The sequence below is a fragment of the Pseudonocardia sp. ICBG162 genome, assembly GCF_020496225.1.
Lineage (GTDB): Bacteria > Actinomycetota > Actinomycetes > Mycobacteriales > Pseudonocardiaceae > Pseudonocardia > Pseudonocardia alni.
In genome coordinates, this window is record NZ_JAHLJD010000013.1 from 1,274,182 (window position 1) to 1,290,176 (window position 15,995).

The 15,995-nt window shown below is 75.1% G+C and carries 14 protein-coding genes and 1 pseudogene; 6 read left to right on the forward strand and 9 right to left on the reverse strand.

Annotation, left to right across the window (positions count from 1 at the left end):
* The first annotated feature begins 20 nt into the window (after window positions 1–20).
* Window positions 21–518 (forward strand): DUF3093 domain-containing protein, encoded by a 498-nt coding sequence (locus KPL60_RS08965; protein ID WP_226356457.1) that lies wholly within the window; start codon window positions 21–23, stop codon window positions 516–518.
* Window positions 519–590: 72 nt separating this feature from the next.
* On the opposite strand, the gene KPL60_RS08970 is transcribed toward KPL60_RS08965, so the two are convergent.
* A complete protein-coding gene (locus KPL60_RS08970; protein WP_010223990.1) occupies window positions 591–893 on the reverse strand; it encodes a DUF4193 domain-containing protein in 303 nt (100 codons plus the stop codon).
* 313 nt (window positions 894–1,206) lie between these two features.
* Here KPL60_RS08970 and KPL60_RS08975 point away from each other — a divergent pair, with 313 nt between their 5' ends.
* Window positions 1,207–2,292, forward strand: a complete 1,086-nt coding sequence (locus KPL60_RS08975) for a phosphotransferase family protein (protein ID WP_226356456.1) — start codon at window positions 1,207–1,209, stop codon at window positions 2,290–2,292.
* Window positions 2,292–2,921 carry an envelope integrity protein Cei gene (gene cei / locus KPL60_RS08980; protein ID WP_226356455.1) on the forward strand — a complete coding sequence of 210 codons (630 nt, stop codon included), beginning with the start codon at window positions 2,292–2,294 and terminating at the stop codon, window positions 2,919–2,921. The genes KPL60_RS08975 and cei overlap by 1 nt, the downstream gene beginning before the upstream one ends.
* Window positions 2,922–2,941: 20 nt before the next feature.
* Here the strand turns inward: cei and KPL60_RS08985 are convergent, their stop codons facing one another.
* Window positions 2,942–3,772 carry an inositol monophosphatase family protein gene (locus KPL60_RS08985; RefSeq protein WP_226356454.1) on the reverse strand — a complete coding sequence of 277 codons (831 nt, stop codon included), beginning with the start codon at window positions 3,770–3,772 and terminating at the stop codon, window positions 2,942–2,944.
* A gap of 230 nt (window positions 3,773–4,002) precedes the next feature.
* Here KPL60_RS08985 and KPL60_RS08990 point away from each other — a divergent pair.
* Window positions 4,003–5,463, forward strand: a pseudogene (locus KPL60_RS08990) (RNA polymerase sigma factor); the annotation flags it as partial.
* A gap of 63 nt (window positions 5,464–5,526) precedes the next feature.
* Here the strand turns inward: KPL60_RS08990 and KPL60_RS08995 are convergent.
* From KPL60_RS08995 to KPL60_RS09020, 6 genes are all read right to left on the reverse strand, one after another.
* Entirely contained in the window at window positions 5,527–6,384 is an 858-nt protein-coding gene (locus KPL60_RS08995; protein ID WP_226365518.1) for an alpha/beta fold hydrolase, read from the reverse strand.
* 73 nt (window positions 6,385–6,457) lie between these two features.
* A complete protein-coding gene (locus KPL60_RS09000) occupies window positions 6,458–7,315 on the reverse strand; it encodes a VWA domain-containing protein (protein ID WP_226365519.1) in 858 nt (285 codons plus the stop codon).
* Window positions 7,316–7,401: 86 nt separating this feature from the next.
* Window positions 7,402–8,310 carry a MoxR family ATPase gene (locus KPL60_RS09005; protein WP_226365520.1) on the reverse strand — a complete coding sequence of 303 codons (909 nt, stop codon included), beginning with the start codon at window positions 8,308–8,310 and terminating at the stop codon, window positions 7,402–7,404.
* Window positions 8,307–9,119 carry a mycofactocin-coupled SDR family oxidoreductase gene (locus KPL60_RS09010; protein WP_226365521.1) on the reverse strand — a complete coding sequence of 271 codons (813 nt, stop codon included), beginning with the start codon at window positions 9,117–9,119 and terminating at the stop codon, window positions 8,307–8,309. Before KPL60_RS09010 ends, KPL60_RS09005 begins: the two co-directional genes overlap by 4 nt.
* A 10-nt stretch (window positions 9,120–9,129) precedes the next feature.
* The gene (locus tag KPL60_RS09015) at window positions 9,130–9,966 is read right to left on the reverse strand and encodes a mycofactocin-coupled SDR family oxidoreductase (RefSeq protein ID WP_226365522.1); all 837 of its coding nucleotides are present in this window, start codon (window positions 9,964–9,966) and stop codon (window positions 9,130–9,132) included.
* A gap of 47 nt (window positions 9,967–10,013) precedes the next feature.
* Window positions 10,014–10,820 carry an SDR family oxidoreductase gene (locus KPL60_RS09020; protein WP_226365523.1) on the reverse strand — a complete coding sequence of 269 codons (807 nt, stop codon included), beginning with the start codon at window positions 10,818–10,820 and terminating at the stop codon, window positions 10,014–10,016.
* A 149-nt stretch (window positions 10,821–10,969) separates the two neighbouring features.
* Here KPL60_RS09020 and KPL60_RS09025 point away from each other — a divergent pair, with 149 nt between their 5' ends.
* The gene (locus KPL60_RS09025; protein ID WP_226365524.1) at window positions 10,970–11,683 is read left to right on the forward strand and encodes a helix-turn-helix domain-containing protein; all 714 of its coding nucleotides are present in this window, start codon (window positions 10,970–10,972) and stop codon (window positions 11,681–11,683) included.
* A 5-nt stretch (window positions 11,684–11,688) separates the two neighbouring features.
* On the opposite strand, the gene KPL60_RS09030 is transcribed toward KPL60_RS09025, so the two are convergent.
* A complete protein-coding gene (locus tag KPL60_RS09030) occupies window positions 11,689–12,258 on the reverse strand; it encodes a CHRD domain-containing protein (RefSeq protein ID WP_226356445.1) in 570 nt (189 codons plus the stop codon).
* Window positions 12,259–12,498: 240 nt separating this feature from the next.
* Here KPL60_RS09030 and KPL60_RS09035 point away from each other — a divergent pair, with 240 nt between their 5' ends.
* Entirely contained in the window at window positions 12,499–15,993 is a 3,495-nt protein-coding gene (locus KPL60_RS09035) for an ABC transporter ATP-binding protein (RefSeq protein ID WP_226365525.1), read from the forward strand.
* Window positions 15,994–15,995 lie beyond the last annotated feature (2 nt).

The window sequence follows — 15,995 nt, forward strand, 5'->3', positions numbered from 1 at the left end:
GCGACGCTACCCTGGGCCCCGTGAGCGAACGGGTTCCGGAGACCGACTCTGCGACGGCTGGCCCTGCTGCGTTCGACGAGCGGTTGTCCGTCCCGGTGTGGTGGTACCTGCTCGCCGTCGGGCTCGGTGTCCTGATGGGCGCGCAGATCCACATGGGCTACCCCGGCCTGCGGGCGTGGCTGGGCTACCTGACGATGGTGCCGCTGTGCGTCGGCGTCCTGTGGTGGATGGGCCGCAGCCGCACCACGGTCCGCGGCGGCGTGCTGATCTCGAACGGCCGGGAGCTGCCGCTGTCCGCGGCCGGGGTCACCGACACCGTCGCGCGCGCCGACAAGCAGCAGGCGATGGGCCCCGACCTCGACCCGCAGGCCTACGTGCTGCACCGGGCGTGGGTGGGGCCGCTGGTGCGGGTCCAGGCGACCGGCCGTGACGAGCCCTACTGGGTGCTCAGCACACGCCGTCCCGACGCGCTGCGGGCGGCGATCGCCGCGCAGGCGCCGCACCCCCAGCAGAGCTGACCCGGGATGTACGACGGGCCCCGGCGGAACTCCGCCGGGGCCCGTCGTGGTCCTCCCGTCGTGCGGGCCCTGTCAGGCCGCACAGTCGCGGCAGAGGAACTGTCCGCCCGAGGTGCTGGCGAGCCGGCTCCGGTGGTGCACCAGGAAGCAGCTCGCACAGGTGAACTCGTCCGCCTGCTTCGGCAGGACGTTCACCGTCAGTTCCTCGCCCGACAGGTCCGCGCCCGGGAGCTCGTAGCTCTCCGCGGTGTCGGTCTCCTCGACATCGACGACCGCGGACTGCGCCTCGTTGCGGCGCTGCTTGAGCTCGTCGAGCGAGTCCTCGGCCATCTCGTCGGCCTCATTGCGACGTGGGGCGTCGTAGTCGGTCGCCATCAGGTCTCACCCTTGCCTTACGTCCGTGCTGCTCGATTCGGCCCTCGAGCAGCGGTACTTCGCATCGGTTGGTCGTCGCGTGCCGCTGAGGAACGTCGCGGGGACCGGGTTTGTGCCCGGCTCCGGGAGTGACGCCGGTCTCACCGGGCCCGGTGACCCGGGTGGCTCGTCCGTCGTGTGTCCTGTCGCGGCCGGTCCGTCACCGGCGGCGGGGAGGGTAGCCCAGCGTCCGCCGGGCGTCGCAGCGAGTCCCCCGATCATGCCGGGTGTCGCCCGGGCGCCACCGCCGCCGGGCGCACTAGTGTCGCCCGGTGTGACGACGAGCGCCCGCACGCCCACGCCCGGTGCCGACCCCGCCACCGTCGGCGCGTGGCTGTCCACGGCCCTCGGCGACGAACGGTGGCGCGAGGCGCAGCTCACCTCGATCGGCGCCGGGCGGTCCAACCTGACCTACCGGGTCTCCTCCCCCGCCGGCGCGGTCGTGCTGCGTCGTCCGCCGGTCGGCGAGGTCGCCGCGACCGCCCACGACATGGGCCGCGAGCAGCGCGTGATCTCCGCGCTCGGGCCGAGCGCCGTGCCCGTCCCCGCGGTGCTGGCCGCCGACGACGGCGACGTGCTCGGCGCCCCCTGCTTCGTGATGGAGCTCGTCGACGGCGTCGTGCCGCTCGACGACCTGCCGGAGGGCTGGGCGTCCACCGAGGCGGAGCGCCGCGCCGCGGGCGACGCACTCGTGGACGTCCTCGCCGCGCTGCACGCCGTCGACCCGGCCGCGGCGGGGCTGGGTGACTTCGGCCGTCCGGACGGCTTCATGGAGCGCCAGATCCGGCGCTGGGGCAAGCAGTGGGCCACCGCCCGCGACGGCGACGACCCGGTCCCCGTCGACGCCGACGAGGAGGCCGAGCTCACCCGGCTGTCCGAGCGGCTGGCCGCCGACGTCCCCGCCGCGCAGCGGCACACCGTCGTGCACGGTGACTACCGGCTCGACAACTGCGTGTTCGACGCCGAGGACCCCGGCCGCATCCGCGCGGTGCTGGACTGGGAGATGTCCACCCTCGGCGACCCGCTGGCCGACCTCGGGTTGCTGCTCGTCTACTGGAAGCAGGACGGCGACGACGCCGTCTGGTCCGCGGCCCAGCCGCTGCCGAGCCCGACCGGCCTGCCCGGCTTCCCGACGCGGCGCGAGCTCGTCGAGGGCTACACCGCGCGCACCGGCCTCGACGCCGGTCCGCTGCCCTGGTACGTCGGGTTCGGCGCGTTCAAGCTGGCCGTCGTGCTCGCCGGGATCCTGGCCCGGGTCCGGGCCGGGTCGGTGCCCGAGGAGATGGCCGAGGGCCTCGACGGGTCGGTCGGCCCGCTCGTCGCGCTGGGGCACCACGTCCTGGACGGAGGGTCGTTCTGATGCTTTCCACCCGTACCCGCGGCGACCGCCCCTACGAGCGGCGCCGGACCCGCCCCATCCTGGTCACCACCGCGCTGCTGGCCGTGCTGGCCGTGGCCACGTGGGCGGTCGTGCTGGGCACCGCCTCCGACGGCTCGGCGTCGACGAACTGCCCGGCGCCGTCGTCGGGGACCCTGGCCGGCTCGAAGGTCGACCGCACGGAGCTGGAGTCGGCCGCCCCGACCGCGCCGGACGACGTCCGGTTCCAGGTCCGCAACGCCGGCGGGCAGCGCGGCCAGGCCAACCTCGTGTCGGCCGAGCTGAAGGACCTGCAGTTCGGCGAGGCCGGTACGCCGGGCAACGACACCGTGTTCCCCGACGGGGACCTGGACTGCATCGGGCAGCTGCGGTTCGGACCGGACGGTGCGGCGTCCGCGTCGACGCTGGCGCTCGCGCTGCCGTGCGTCGAGCTGATCCGCGACGACCGGCAGGGCGCGGTGGTCGACGTCGTCGTCGGGTCGGCGTTCACCGACGTCGCACCGGGCCGCGCGGCCCGCGACGTGCTGGACCAGCTGTCCGCGCCGGGTACCGAGGGCGGTCCGCGGGCGGACCCGGGCCTGCTGGCCCAGGCCCGCGCCGCGACCTGCTGAGCCGCGGCCGTCCGGACGGCTCAGACGGTGTCGGCGCCGCTGCGGCGGGCCAGCGCGGCCAGCGCGGCGGCGACCCCGGGCGCGGCGGCGAGGGTGACGTCGGCGCCGAGGGCGTCGCCGTCGACGGGACCGCGGACGCCGGGGCTGCCCGCGACGTGCACGACGGCACCGGCCTCGGTCGCGATCAGCGCGCCGGCAGCCCAGTCCCACCAGTTGCAGCCGTGCTCGAGGTAGCCGTCGAGCCAGCCGGCCGCGACCGCGCACAGGTCCAGCGACGCCGCGCCGGCCCGGCGCACGTCGCGGACCTCGGGGAGCATCGCCGCGACCATCCGGGCCTGGCGGGCCCGCCGCTCGGCGCGGTAGGCGAACCCGGTGCCGACCAGGGACTGGCCCAGCTCGGTGGTCGCCGCGGCGCGCAGCGGGCGCCCGTCGAGGGTCGCGCCGAGACCGCGCCCGGCCGACCAGAGCCGCCCGGAGGCGGGCTCGGACACCGCACCGGCGACGCCCTCCCCGTCGAGGACGGCGGCGATCGAGATCCCGTACCAGGGCAGCCCGTAGAGGTAGTTCACGGTGCCGTCGATCGGGTCGACCACCCAGCGCGCGGCGGCGGCGTCGCCCGCACCCTCCTCCCCGTACACCGGCTCGCCGGGGCGCAGCTGCGCGAGCCGGTCCCGGACGAAGCGCTCCACCGAGGCGTCGGAGGCGGTGACGACGTCGGTCGGCGAGGACTTCGTCGTGACGCCGTCGTCGTGCGGTGCGGGCAGGCCGCGCAGGTGCTCCGCGGCCTCGGCCGCGACCTGCTCGGCGACGGCGCGCAGGGTGGCGGGATCGCTGCTCTCGTGCGGGCTCACCACCCCATCCGACCACGTGCGGAGCCACCCGGACGCGCGGGGCGGCGTGAGGTGCGTCCCCCCGGCCGGTACGCAGTTACAATGGAACGCGTACCCCGTCTCCGGGACGCGCGGCGACCACCATCGACGCCGGCGACCGAGGCGGTGGCAGGACAGGACATCCCGGCCGTCGTGGCCTCGTCTCCCCCGACGAGCGCGCCGCGACCGGGCCGCGTAACGACTCCAGCGCACGTAGCGAGAGGGCCCAGGTGGCAGCCGCAGACTCCGCAGCACGCAGCGACTCGACCGTCGAACCGACGTCGGGTACCGCATCCCGCAGCCGCCGTACTTCCGGCACCACGAGCACCGCGTCGGCGACGACCGGCACCGCCAAGAAGCCGGCCGCGCGCACCCGCAAGCCCGCCGCGGCGGGTGGCACGGCGACCAAGGCCGCGCCGAAGACCGGCCCGCGCAAGGCCGCTCCGAAAAAGGCCTCCACCAAGAAGGCCGACGGCGACGAGCCGGACGCCGACGGCGACGAGGTCGTCCTCGAGGACGGCGAGATCGACGCCTCGGACATCGAGGCCGACCTCGCCGAGGCCGCGAAGGAGGAGAACGCCGACGAGTCGTCCGACGACGACGATGACGACGACTCCGACGACGAGACCAACACCGGCAAGAACCGGGTGGCACCGACCACCCGGGCGTCGCAGCAGAAGTCGGCGGACTTCGTCTGGGACGAGGAGGAGTCCGAGGCCCTGCGCCAGGCGCGCAAGGACGCCGAGCTCACCGCCTCGGCCGACTCGGTCCGCGCGTACCTGAAGCAGATCGGCAAGGTCGCGCTCCTCAACGCCGAGGAGGAGGTCGAGCTCGCGAAGCGCATCGAGGCCGGCCTCTACGGCGCCGAGCGCATCCGCAAGGTCTTCGAGTCCAACGAGAAGCTGTCCCCGCAGCTGCGGCGCGACCTGCGCTGGATCGTGCGGGACGGCGAGCGCGCCAAGAACCACCTGCTCGAGGCGAACCTCCGGCTCGTGGTCTCGCTGGCCAAGCGCTACACCGGCCGCGGCATGGCGTTCCTGGACCTGATCCAGGAGGGCAACCTCGGCCTCATCCGTGCGGTCGAGAAGTTCGACTACACCAAGGGCTACAAGTTCTCGACCTACGCCACGTGGTGGATCCGGCAGGCCATCACCCGCGCGATGGCCGACCAGGCCCGCACCATCCGCATCCCGGTGCACATGGTGGAGGTCATCAACAAGCTCGGCCGCATACAGCGTGAGCTGCTCCAGGATCTCGGGCGCGAGCCCACTCCCGAGGAGCTCGCCAAGGAAATGGACATCACCCCGGAGAAGGTGCTGGAGATCCAGCAGTACGCCCGGGAACCCATCTCCCTGGACCAGACCATCGGTGACGAGGGCGACTCGCAGCTCGGTGACTTCATCGAGGACTCCGAGGCCGTCGTCGCGGTCGACGCGGTGAGCTTCACCCTGCTGCAGGACCAGCTGCAGTCGGTGCTGGCGACGCTGTCCGAGCGCGAGGCGGGCGTCGTCCGGCTGCGCTTCGGTCTCACCGACGGCCAGCCGCGCACCCTCGACGAGATCGGCCAGGTCTACGGCGTGACCCGCGAGCGGATCCGCCAGATCGAGTCGAAGACGATGTCGAAGCTGCGGCACCCGTCGCGGTCCCAGGTGCTGCGCGACTACCTGGACTGAGCACCACCCGTTCCACGACGAGGGCCCCGCCGGACGATCCGGCGGGGTCCTCGTCGTGTGCGGTCAGAACAGGTCCGGCGTCGCGGGTGCGACGTCGTCCAGGAATGCGGTGACGGCCGGTACGAGGGTCGCCGTCTCCCCCACCAGCCCGATGTGCGAGGTCGCGGGCAGCACCACCAGGCGCGCCCGGGGGACCTCCTGCAGCATCCCCGTCGCCGCGGCCCGTTCGTCACCGCCGCCGAGCAGGCGGAACATCTCCACCGCGTGCTCGGGCCGCACGCCGTCGGCGTCCCCGACGATGACCATGGACCGGGCCGTGATCGCACGCATCCGGTCGTCGGGGATCTCCTGGTCCTCGGCGTTGAGGACCTTCACCTTCTCCACCCAGGCCGCGAACGCGACGGGGTCCGGCGTGTGCTCCAGGAACGCCGTCTCGACGGGCGAGCCGGCCAGCGTCGTCGCGTCCATCCCCGTGATCGCGGAGTGCACGGAGGGGTACCAGCCGTCGCGGCGGAACGTCGCGGCCATCACGACGAGCTTGCCCACGAGGTCCGGATGCCGGAGCGCGAGCTGCAGCGCCACGCCGCCGCCCTGCGAGTAGCCCATCACGTCCGCCCGGTCGACGCCCAGGCCGCGGAGCAGCGCCGCGGCGTCGTCGGCGAACTGCTCGTAGGACAGCGCACGGGGCACGTCCGGTGTCCGGCCCTGGCCCTGCATGTCGGCGACGACCACGGTGCGGTCGACGGCGAGCCCGGCCGCCCACGCCGCCATCGAGCCGGCGGACATGAACGCGCCCGGCAGCAGGAGCAGCGGTGGCGACGTCCCGAGCTCGCCGTACACCTCGTGGTACAGGTCCAGCCCATCGACCGGCAGGTGCCCGCTCGAGGTCGGCGACGGCGTGGTGGTGGCTGCTCCGGTCATGGTGTCTCCCGCGGTGGGTCGAGGGTCCGTCCCCCTACCGACCGCGCCGCGGCGCCGGACTCATCGGCCCGGGTCACCGGCGCAGCAGCCGCGCGAGCCCGGGGGCGACGTCGCGGTGCGTGCGGACGCGGGCGAGGCGCCCCCGGCCGCGGCGCGCGAGGTCGCGGCCCAGCGGTTCGTCGTGCTCGCCGTCGACCTCCAGGAGCACGTGCAGCTCCCCGAAGCGCCGGGCGACGGTGCGCGGGTCCGGTCCCGCGTTGTGCACCGCGTCGCTGAGCAGCAGCGCGATCCGGCGCCGGGCCGGTGACCGGGCCAGCTCGGCGTGCGCCACCGACAGCCCGAACCCGACGTCGGTGAGCCCGCGGGCCGGGATCCGCTGCAGCCGGTCCAGCAGCCGGGCGGGGTCCACCGGCTCGCCGAGTGCGGCGAGCACCGCGGCGTCGGACCAGAACGCGACGACGGCGAGCCGGTCCCCCGCCCCGGCCAGGTCCGCCGACAGCGCCGCGACCGTCGCCGCGGCGATCCGGACCTTCTCCCCGCGCATCGACCCCGACACGTCGACGGCGAGCACCACGTCACGCGGGGTGCCGGTGCGCTCGCGCACCACGATGTCGGTGTCCTCGGGGACCGGGCGCTCGGTGAAGACCTCCAGCGTGCGGTCCAGGTCGATGTCGTCGGACCGGTACCGGTAGGGCACCGGCGCCGGGCTGCCGCGGCCCCGCTCCGCCCGCGCGTCCCGGGGTCTGCGCAGCGACAGCCGCCGGGCGATGCGCCGCGCCATGGCGCCCACCTCGGGGTCGGCCGGGCGGTCCTCCAGCAGCTCGTCCAGGGCGCGGCGGCGGGACCGGCGCGACGTGGTCGTCACCCCCTGTCCCCCGGCCGGCCCGGTCACGGTGCCGTCGCGGTCGTCGACGGCCCGCTCGACCACCACCGGAGCCCCGGTGCCGCCGAACAGGGTCGGCGCCCCGGTCAGCTGCTTGGGCCTGCGCCGCAGGGGCGTCCGCTCCCCCGGTGCGGTCAGCTCGACGGCGTTGTCGACGTCGATGCGGTGCGGTCCCGGCGCGGCACGCCGGGCCGCGAGAAAGAACGGTCCTCCCAGATGCGGATGATCACCTCCTCCGGGGTGCCGTCGAACGCGTCGTCGACGGCGATCCGCGCGGACAGCGCCAGCAGCGCGGCGTCGAGCACGATGCGCGGGTGGTCGCCGTCGTGGCTGCCGAGCGCCCGCAGCTCGACGGCGATCGCGGTGAGGTCGATGGCGCCGCGCACGCTGGCCCCGCGCCGCAGGTCGGGGTGGCCGCGGGTGGCCCGGGTGAGCGCGACGGCGTCGGCGACCAGCCCGTCGTCGTCGACGCCGGTGCGGGCGCGCACGATCTGCACCTCCTCGGTCTCGTCCTGGTAGCCGACGACCAGCCGGCACCAGCGGTCGTAGACCGAGTCGGAGATGCGGGCGGTGCCGACGTCGTCGAACGGGTTCATCGACGCCAGCACCCGGAACGTCGGCCGGGCGGTGACGGTGCCGACCCGGGGCACGGTGAGCTCCCGCTCGGCCATCGCGGCGAGCAGCACGTTGAGGGTGTCCTCGGGGGCCCGGTTGAGCTCCTCGATGTAGAGGAACCCGCCGTCCTGCATGGCGGAGACCAGCGGGCCGGCCACGAAGTTGTCGCTGCTGTAGTCCTCGCGCAGCACCCGGGCCGGGTTGTGGTGGCCGACCAGCCGGGCCGGGGTCAGCTCGGCGTTGCCCTCCACGAGCACGAACGGCACGCCCCAGTGCGCGGTGATCGCGCGGAGCATCGTCGACTTCGAGACGCCGGGCGGCCCCTCCAGCATCACGTCGCGGCCCGCGGTCACCGCCGCGAGCACGAGATCGAGCTCGCGGCGGCGGCCGACGACCGCCCGCGCGACGGCGGCGCGGCGGTCGCTCACTTCTGCAGGAACCCGGCGTCGACGGGCAGCATCGTCCCGGTCACATAGCGCCCCTCGTCGGAGGCGAGGTAGACGATCGCGTTCGAGATGTCGACCGGCTCGACCATCTCGACCGGCAGCATGTTCTGCAGGTTCGCCCCGAACGACGGGTCGGCGGCGATGATCCCGCCGATGTAGTCGTTGGTGACCATGGGGGTGTTCACGCCGGTGGGGTGGATGGTGTTGACCCGGATCGAGTGCGGCGCCAGCTCGGTCGCGAGGTTGCGCATGAGCCCGACGACGCCGTGCTTGGCCGCGACGTAGTGCCCGGTGCGGCTCATCCCCTTCACCCCGGCCGTGGAGCTGGTCAGCACGATCGCGCCGCCGTTGCCCGCGGCGATCATGGCCGGGACGGCGGCGCGGACGGTCTTCCAGACCCCGGTGAGGTTGACCCCGATCATCTCGTCCCACTCGTCGTCGGTGAGCGACCAGGTGTTGTCGGCGAACCCGGCGATGCCGGCGTTGCCGCACACGATGTCGAGGCGGCCGAACTCGGCCACGCCCTCGTCGACGACGGCCTGCACCGCCGCGGTGTCGCGGACGTCGGCCTCCCGGGCGACGACGCGGCGGTCGCACTCCTCGACCAGCCGCACGGTCTCCTCCAGGTCCTCCCGGGTGGACAGGGCGTAGTGCACCGTGTCCAGCGGGCGGCAGCGGTCGAACGCGATGACGTCGGCGCCCTCCTGGGCCAGGCGTACCGCGTGCGACCGGCCCTGGCCGCGTGCCGCCCCGGAGACCAGCGCGACCTTCCCCTGCAGTCGTCCCGTCATGGCGTCCCCCTCAGGCCGCGTTGCCGGTGTTCATCCCCGCGGCCACGGCGACGGTCTCCCCGGTGATGTACCGGGCGTCGTCGGAGGCGAGGAAGAGCATGGTGTTGGAGATGTCGGAGACCTCGACCCAGGGCACGGGCACGGTGTTCATCGACTGGAACGCCGGGGCCGCGTCGTCGCGCGTGGGGTGCGGGGTGTCGGGCAGGAACAGCTCGTAGGCCGCCGCGTTCTGGATCATGTCGGTGTCGACCGAGGTCGGACAGACGGCGTTGACGGTGATCCCGTTGCCGCCGACCTCGATGGCGGTCGACTTGACCAGGCCGATCACGCCCCACTTGGCCGCGACGTAGTGGGCGATGTTGCCCATGCCGACCTTGCCCGCCATCGACGACGTCGCGACGATCCGCCCGTACCCCTGCTCGATCATCGTCGGGAGCACCGCGCGGAACGCGTGGTAGACCCCGGTGAGGTTGACCGCGATCATCTGCTGCCACATGTCCTCGGACATCTCGGCGACCGTGCCGAAGGAGAAGATCCCGGCGTTGGCGAGCAGCACGTCGATGCGGCCCAGCTCGGCGCGGGCCCGCTCGGCGAACTGCTCCACCTGCGCGCGGTCGCGCACGTCGGCCCGGACCGCGACGCAGCGCCGGTCCAGCTCCTCGACCAGCTCGACCGTCCGGTCGAGGTCGGCCTGCGCACTCATCGCGTAGGGCACCGTGTCCAGCTGGTCGGCGATGTCGCAGATCGCGATGTCGGCGCCCTCCCGGGCGAACGCCAGCGCGTGCGACCGGCCCTGCCCGCGGGCCCCTCCGGTCACCAGGACCACCTTGCCGTCGAACCGTCCCATCGCTCCTCCTCGTCGAGAACCGTGCGTGCGTGTCGTGCGTGTGCCGTTCAGCGGGCCAGTGCTCCCCCGTCGACGGCCAAGCAGTGGCCGGTGACGTGCCGGGCGCTGTCGCCCAGCAGCCAGAGCAGTGCGCCGGTGATCTCGCCGGGCGCGATCACCTCGGCGACGAGCTGGTCGTGCAGCCAGCGCTTGTGCACCTGGTCCGGGGCCAGCCCGAGCTCGTCGGCGAGCCCGGCGAGCATCGGGGAGTCCACCGCCCCGGGCAGGATCGCGTTGACCGTGACGCCGGAGCCGGCGAGCTCGATGGCCATCGCCCGGGTCAGCCCGACGACGCCGTGCTTGGCCGCCACGTAGTGCGCGAACTCGGGGACGGCGCGCATCCCGCCGGTCGAGGCGATGTTGACGATGCGGCCGCGCCCGGACCGGCGGACGTGGGGTGCGGCGGCCCGGGCGACCTGCCAGGTCCCGGTGAGGTTGACCCCGACGACGACGTCCCACTCGGCGTCGGTGAGCTCCCAGAACGGGGCGCTGGTGACGACGCCGGCGTTGTTGACCACGATGTCGAGCCGTCCGTGGGCCCCGACGAGCGCGGCGACCGCCGCCCGGACGGCCGCCGGGTCGCGGACGTCGGCGACCAGCGGCAGCGCCCGCCCGCCGGCGTCGGTGACGGCGGTGACCACCTCGGCCAGCTGCTCCTCGGTGGCGAGCGGGTAGGCGGGGACGGCGAGGTCCCGGCACACGTCGAGCACCCCGACCACCGCCCCGGCCGCGGCGAGGGCGAGGCAGTGCTCCCGGCCCTGCCCGCGGGCACCGCCGGTGACGAGCGCGACCTGCCCGCCCAGATCCGTCACCACCGTGGCCTCCCCGAACCGTGCGGAACCGTCCGGAACCGCACGGTTCCGCCGGGCGTCGTCGTCGACAGACACGGTCTGTGAGGTGTAACACCACGGGTGGGAACCGGACGAATCGTTCCCGGACGGTTCCCGAGGGATCGGGGGGACGCATGCACACGGGTCGTTGGTTCTCGGTCGGCGAGGCCTGCCGGATCCTGGGGGTGAGCCGCACGACGCTGCTCGCCGCGGAGGGCGCGGCGCTGCTGGTCCCGTCCCGCACGCCGGGCGGTCACCGGCGCTACTCCGCCGAGCAGCTGGAGCGCTATCTGGGCGTCGCGGTCCCGGACCTCCCGCAGCCGGACCCGGCGCCGCCGGAGCCGGGTGCGGTCGACGCGACGTCGGCGGCGGTGGTGCGCGACGCGGTGCGCCCGCTCGCCCGCACCCTGGACGCCGAGTGCGCCGGGGTGTACCTGCTCGACGGCCGGCGCTGGCAGCTGGCCGGCACCGCGGGGGTGCCCCGGTGGCTGGTGGAGCGGCTCTCGGCCGGTACCCCGCCGCCGGAGGTGCGGGCGGTCCTGCACGCGGCCGGGCCGCGGCTGTTCGTGCCGGCCGAGACCGGCTTCCCCGACGGCCGCTCCGCGGGACACGGCGTCGCGGTCCGGGTGCGGGCGCCGGACCGCGAACGCGGTCTGCTGTTCCTGGTGTCGCGGCCGGGGCGGTCCCCGCTGCCCGCCGAGCTCGACGTCGTCGAGGCGGCGGCCGACGTGCTGGGTCTGCTCGTCGCCCAGCTCGACCAGAACGCGGTGCTGCGGGGCCGGCTGCGGAGCATCGCCGCACTGTGCCCGCCCGCGGCCGCGCCGGCGCCCGCGCGGGGCGCCGGCTGAGGCCGTCAGCCGCTCTTGGACAGCTGCCCGCGCACCGCGCCGGTCCGGTACTGCTCGGTGTGGGTGTCGACGAACCAGGCGGCCGGGTTGGCCTCCAGGTCCGTGACCGTGAACCCGGTGCCGGTGTCGACGCCGCCGACGATCACGCCGGTGGTGAACGGCCCCTGCAGGCAGCCCTTGCTGGTCATCGGGCCGCCGGGCGGGCCCTGCGGGTCCGGGAAGACCATCCGCGGGTTGCCGGACTCGTTCGGCTGCCCCTCCTGCAGGTGCGTGGCGGTCCGCGCGGGGCTGCTGAACGGCGGGGTGACCCCGGTCATCCGGATGTCGTAACAGACGATGTTCTGCTGGCTGTTCAGGCGCAGGGTGAACGTCCCGCTCGCACCCTGCTGGCCGGGCACCGGTGCGCCGTCGTCGGCGCGGACCGCGTCCGGGGTCAGGGTCGCGGTGAGCGTGCTGGTGAACGTGGGGGGCTCCGGTACGGGTGCGTCCTCCGCCAGCGCCGGTGATGCGGTGAGTGCCAGTGCCGCCACCGCGCAGAGCGCGCCCCCGGCCCACCTGGTCGACCACGGTCCCATCGGTTCCCCCTCGTGCTCCACGCGTCGCTGCGGGGCAAGCATGCGGACACCGGGGCCCGGCCGCGCCCCCTCGGGGCGTTGTCGACCGCTTCGGGTGGGGCACGGCCCGATCCGGTTTCGACCGGGCGATCGGGGGCAGGGCCGCCGAAAACCGGGCGATTCTGTCGGGGGTCGCGATTACCGTCGATCACCGACGGCGCCCGGAGATCCCGTAGCGCGGTCTCGTCGGGGGTGTCGAGGGTGCGCGCGCTGTCCTGGCGTCGGCTGGGTGGACCGGTGTCGGTCGTGGCGGTGGGCGCCGCGGTGGTGGCCGCGGTGGCGGAGGCGACGGCGGCGACCGTGGTGGGGGCGGTGGTGAGCGGGCCGACGGCCACCCTGGTCGCCGTGCTGGCCGCGCTGCTGCTGGGCGCCGCGCTGCTGGACACCCTGGGCCGGGTCCTGTTCTCCGGGGTGGTCGGGCGCGCGGAGGGCAGGCTGCGGTCGGACCTCGTGGGGTCCGCGCTGGCGCAGCCGCTGCCCGCGCTGGAGGACCAGGCGGTCGGTGAGCTCCTCGACCGGGTCGACGACGACTGCCGCCAGCTCGCCCAGCTCATCCGGCGGATCGGCTGGGAGACCGGCCGCTCGCTGCTGCGCTCGGTCGTCGCGTGGATCGTCGCCGGGCTGGTGTTCTGGCCGGCGTTCGTCGTGTTCCCGCTGGTCGCCGCCGTGATCGTGCTGGTGGCGCGGCCGTTGACGCCGCAGATCGCGCGGGCCAAGGTCGCCGAGGAGACGGCCTGGTCGGACCACGCGGCGCAGCTGGAGGAGGCGGTCGCCGGGCAGGACGACGTGCGCACCTCGCTGGGCCAGCCGCACGTGGTCGCCGGGTTCGCCCGCCGGGCGGCGACGGTCGTCGCGCGCACCCACGAGGTGTGCCGGATCGCGACCCGGCTCGGGCTGCGGACGGGCACCGTCGCGCACGCGCTGCTCGGGGCGCTCGCGCTCGGCGGGGTGTGGCTGGTCGCCGGCGACCCGGGCGGGATCGCCGCGCTGGTCACGCTGTGGCTGCTGGTCACCGCGTTCGTCGGGCAGATCGACGCGGTCGTCGACCGGATGCCCGACATCCAGGCCGGTCTGGGCGCGCTCACCCGGGTGTCGTCGCTGCTGGAGACCGAGCGGGAGCCCGAGGGCGGCCGTCCGCTGCCGCCGGGGCCCGCGTCGGTGGAGCTGCGCGGGCTGACCGCCGGGTACGCCGACGGGTTCCGCCTGGGCGGGATCGACCTGACCGTGCCGGCCGGGACGACGTGCGCGCTGCTCGGCCGTACCGGCTCGGGGAAGTCGACGGTCACCAAGGTGCTCTCGCGCGCCGTGGAGCCGCCGCGCGGGCAGGTGTTCCTGGCCGGGGTCGACGTGCGCGACCTGGACCTGGACGGGCTGCGCCGCGGGGTCGGCGTGGTCACCCAGCGCACCGAGATCCTGGCGGCGACGCTCGCGGAGAACGTCACGCTGTTCGACCCCGCGGTCCCGCGCAGCGCGGTCGAGGCCGCGACGGCCGCGCTGGGTCTCGACGAGTGGGTCGAGGCCCTGCCCGACGGCCTGGACACCCGCCTCGGCACCGGCGGGATCGCGCTGTCCTCCGGCGAGGAGCAGCTGGTGGCGTTCGCCCGGCTGCTGGTGCGCGACGTCGCCGTCGTCGTGCTGGACGAGGCCACCGCGCGGATGGACCCGCGCACCGAGGAGCGGGTGACCCGCGCGTCGCGGGCGCTGCTCGCGGGCCGCACCGGGATCGTCGTGGCGCACCGGCTGTCGACGATCCGCCGCGCCGACGCCGTCGCGGTGCTGTCCGACGGCCGCCTAGTCCAGCACGGTGCGCGGGAGCAGCTGGCCTCGGAACCCGGCCGCTACGCCGACCTGCTCGCCGCGGACCGGTCCCTGCCCGGGTCCACGGGAGCCGCCGGGGACGTCCGGACCGGGCCCGCGGCGGCGCGGCGCGACGGTGCGGTGGCCCTCGCCGAGCTGGAGTCACCGCTGCTGCACCGGGCGGTCCGGCGCGCGGTGCCGCCCGCGGACCCGGTGCCCGCTCCCCCGTTGTGGCGGGTCGTACTGCGGCTGGCGCTGGCCCACCCGCGCTGGGGGCTGGCCGGCGGGTCGATGTTCACCCTCGCCACCCTGGGCTCGGCCACCGGTGTGCTCACCGGCTGGCTGTGGGGGCTCGTCGTCGCGGGGCTGGAGGGCGGCGGCACGCCGTGGGGGCCCGCCGTCGCGCTGACGGTGGTGCTGATGCTGTTCCCGGTGTGGATCGCCGTCGCGTTCCGCACCTACCCGCGCTGGTGGTCGGCGACGACGCTGCGGCTGCGGCTCGGGGTGCTGCGCGGGCAGACCATGCAGCGGCGTGGTCCGCGCTCCCCCGCGGGCGAGGTCGTGGCGCGGGCGCTGGACTCGGACCGGATGATCCTCTACGTGGACCGCTGGGTCGACGTCACCAACTCGGTGATCGTCGTCGTGGTGGCCGGGCTGGTGGCGGCCGACGTACGCGCGGCCGCCGTCATCGGCGGGTTCCTGCTGGTCTGCGCGGGCGTCGCGGCGATCGGGGCGCCGTTCGCGGGGCGCTCCGGGCGGATCGCGGCGGACGCCCGGGCCCGGTTCGGCACCGCGCTGGGATCGGTCCTGGAGTCGGTGCGCACGGTGAAGCTCGCCGCCGCGACCGGAGCGCTGCGGGCCCACCTCGCCGCCGTCGACGGCGACCGGGTCCGGGCCACGGTCCGTGAGTACCGGGTGCGCACCCTGCTCGACGGTGTCCCCGGTGTGCTGCTGCAGGGCGCGGTGGTGCTCACCTGGTCGCTGTACCTGGCCGGGACCTGGCCGCTGGCGACGGCGCTGCTGGTGTCGACCACGCTGAACGGGGCCGGGTTCCTCGGGCAGGTGTGCGCGGCCGCGGTCACCGAGGCCCCGATCGCGCGGCGCTGGCTGCGTGCCGTCGCCCCGTTCGCGGGTCCGGCGGACCTGACCCGGCTGCCGCCGGGGGTCGACCTGGCCACCGGGGCCGCGCCGGCCCCGGTGGCGGTGGAGCGCGAGCCGCTGCAGCGGCTGAGCCTGGAGAAGGTCGCCGCCGTGCACGACGACGGCACCGTCGGCGTCGAGGGTGTGGACCTCGACATCGACGCGGGCTCGCTGGTGCTGGTCACCGGCCAGGTGGGGTCGGGCAAGTCCAGCCTGCTCGCGGGCCTGGCCGGGCTGGTCGGGCACGAGGGCGTCATCCGCTGGAACGGGCGCGCGGTCGAGGATCCGCAGACGTTCCTGCGTCCCGGGCAGGTCGCCTACGTCGGGCAGGTCCCCCGGGTGCTCTCGGGCACGTTCGGCGACAACATCGCCCTCGGGCACGACCGGCCGGTGCAGGACGCGGTCGGCGACGCCCGCCTCGACCGGGACGTGGCCGCGGCGGGCGGGCCGGACGCCGTCGTCGGGCACCGGGGCATCCGGCTGTCCGACGGGCAGGTGCAGCGGGTCGCGATGGCCCGGGCGCTGGCGACCGGCGCCGAGCTCATCGTCGCCGACGACGTGTCGTCCGCGCTGGACGTCCGCACCGAGATCGAGCTGTGGGCGGCGCTGCGCCGCCGCGGCAGCACCGTGGTCGGCGCGAGCACGAAGCGGGCGGCGCTGGCCCGGGCGGACCGGGTGGTCGTGCTGGACCGCGGGCGGGTCGCCGACGAGGGCACCTGGGACGAGCTGTCGGTGCGCTGGTCGCACCTGGCGGGCTGAGC

Excerpts from the sequence above, each read along its gene's own strand:
- KPL60_RS08970 (WP_010223990.1), bottom strand. The coding sequence starts at position 893 with ATGGCGACCGACTACGACGCCCCACGTCGCAATGAGGCCGACGAGATG.
- cei (WP_226356455.1), top strand. The coding sequence starts at position 2,292 with ATGCTTTCCACCCGTACCCGCGGCGACCGCCCCTACGAGCGGCGCCGG.
- KPL60_RS08995 (WP_226365518.1), bottom strand. The coding sequence starts at position 6,384 with ATGACCGGAGCAGCCACCACCACGCCGTCGCCGACCTCGAGCGGGCAC.
- KPL60_RS09010 (WP_226365521.1), bottom strand. The coding sequence starts at position 9,119 with ATGACGGGACGACTGCAGGGGAAGGTCGCGCTGGTCTCCGGGGCGGCA.
- KPL60_RS09015 (WP_226365522.1), bottom strand. The coding sequence starts at position 9,966 with ATGGGACGGTTCGACGGCAAGGTGGTCCTGGTGACCGGAGGGGCCCGC.
- KPL60_RS09025 (WP_226365524.1), top strand. The coding sequence starts at position 10,970 with ATGCACACGGGTCGTTGGTTCTCGGTCGGCGAGGCCTGCCGGATCCTG.
- KPL60_RS09030 (WP_226356445.1), bottom strand. The coding sequence starts at position 12,258 with ATGGGACCGTGGTCGACCAGGTGGGCCGGGGGCGCGCTCTGCGCGGTG.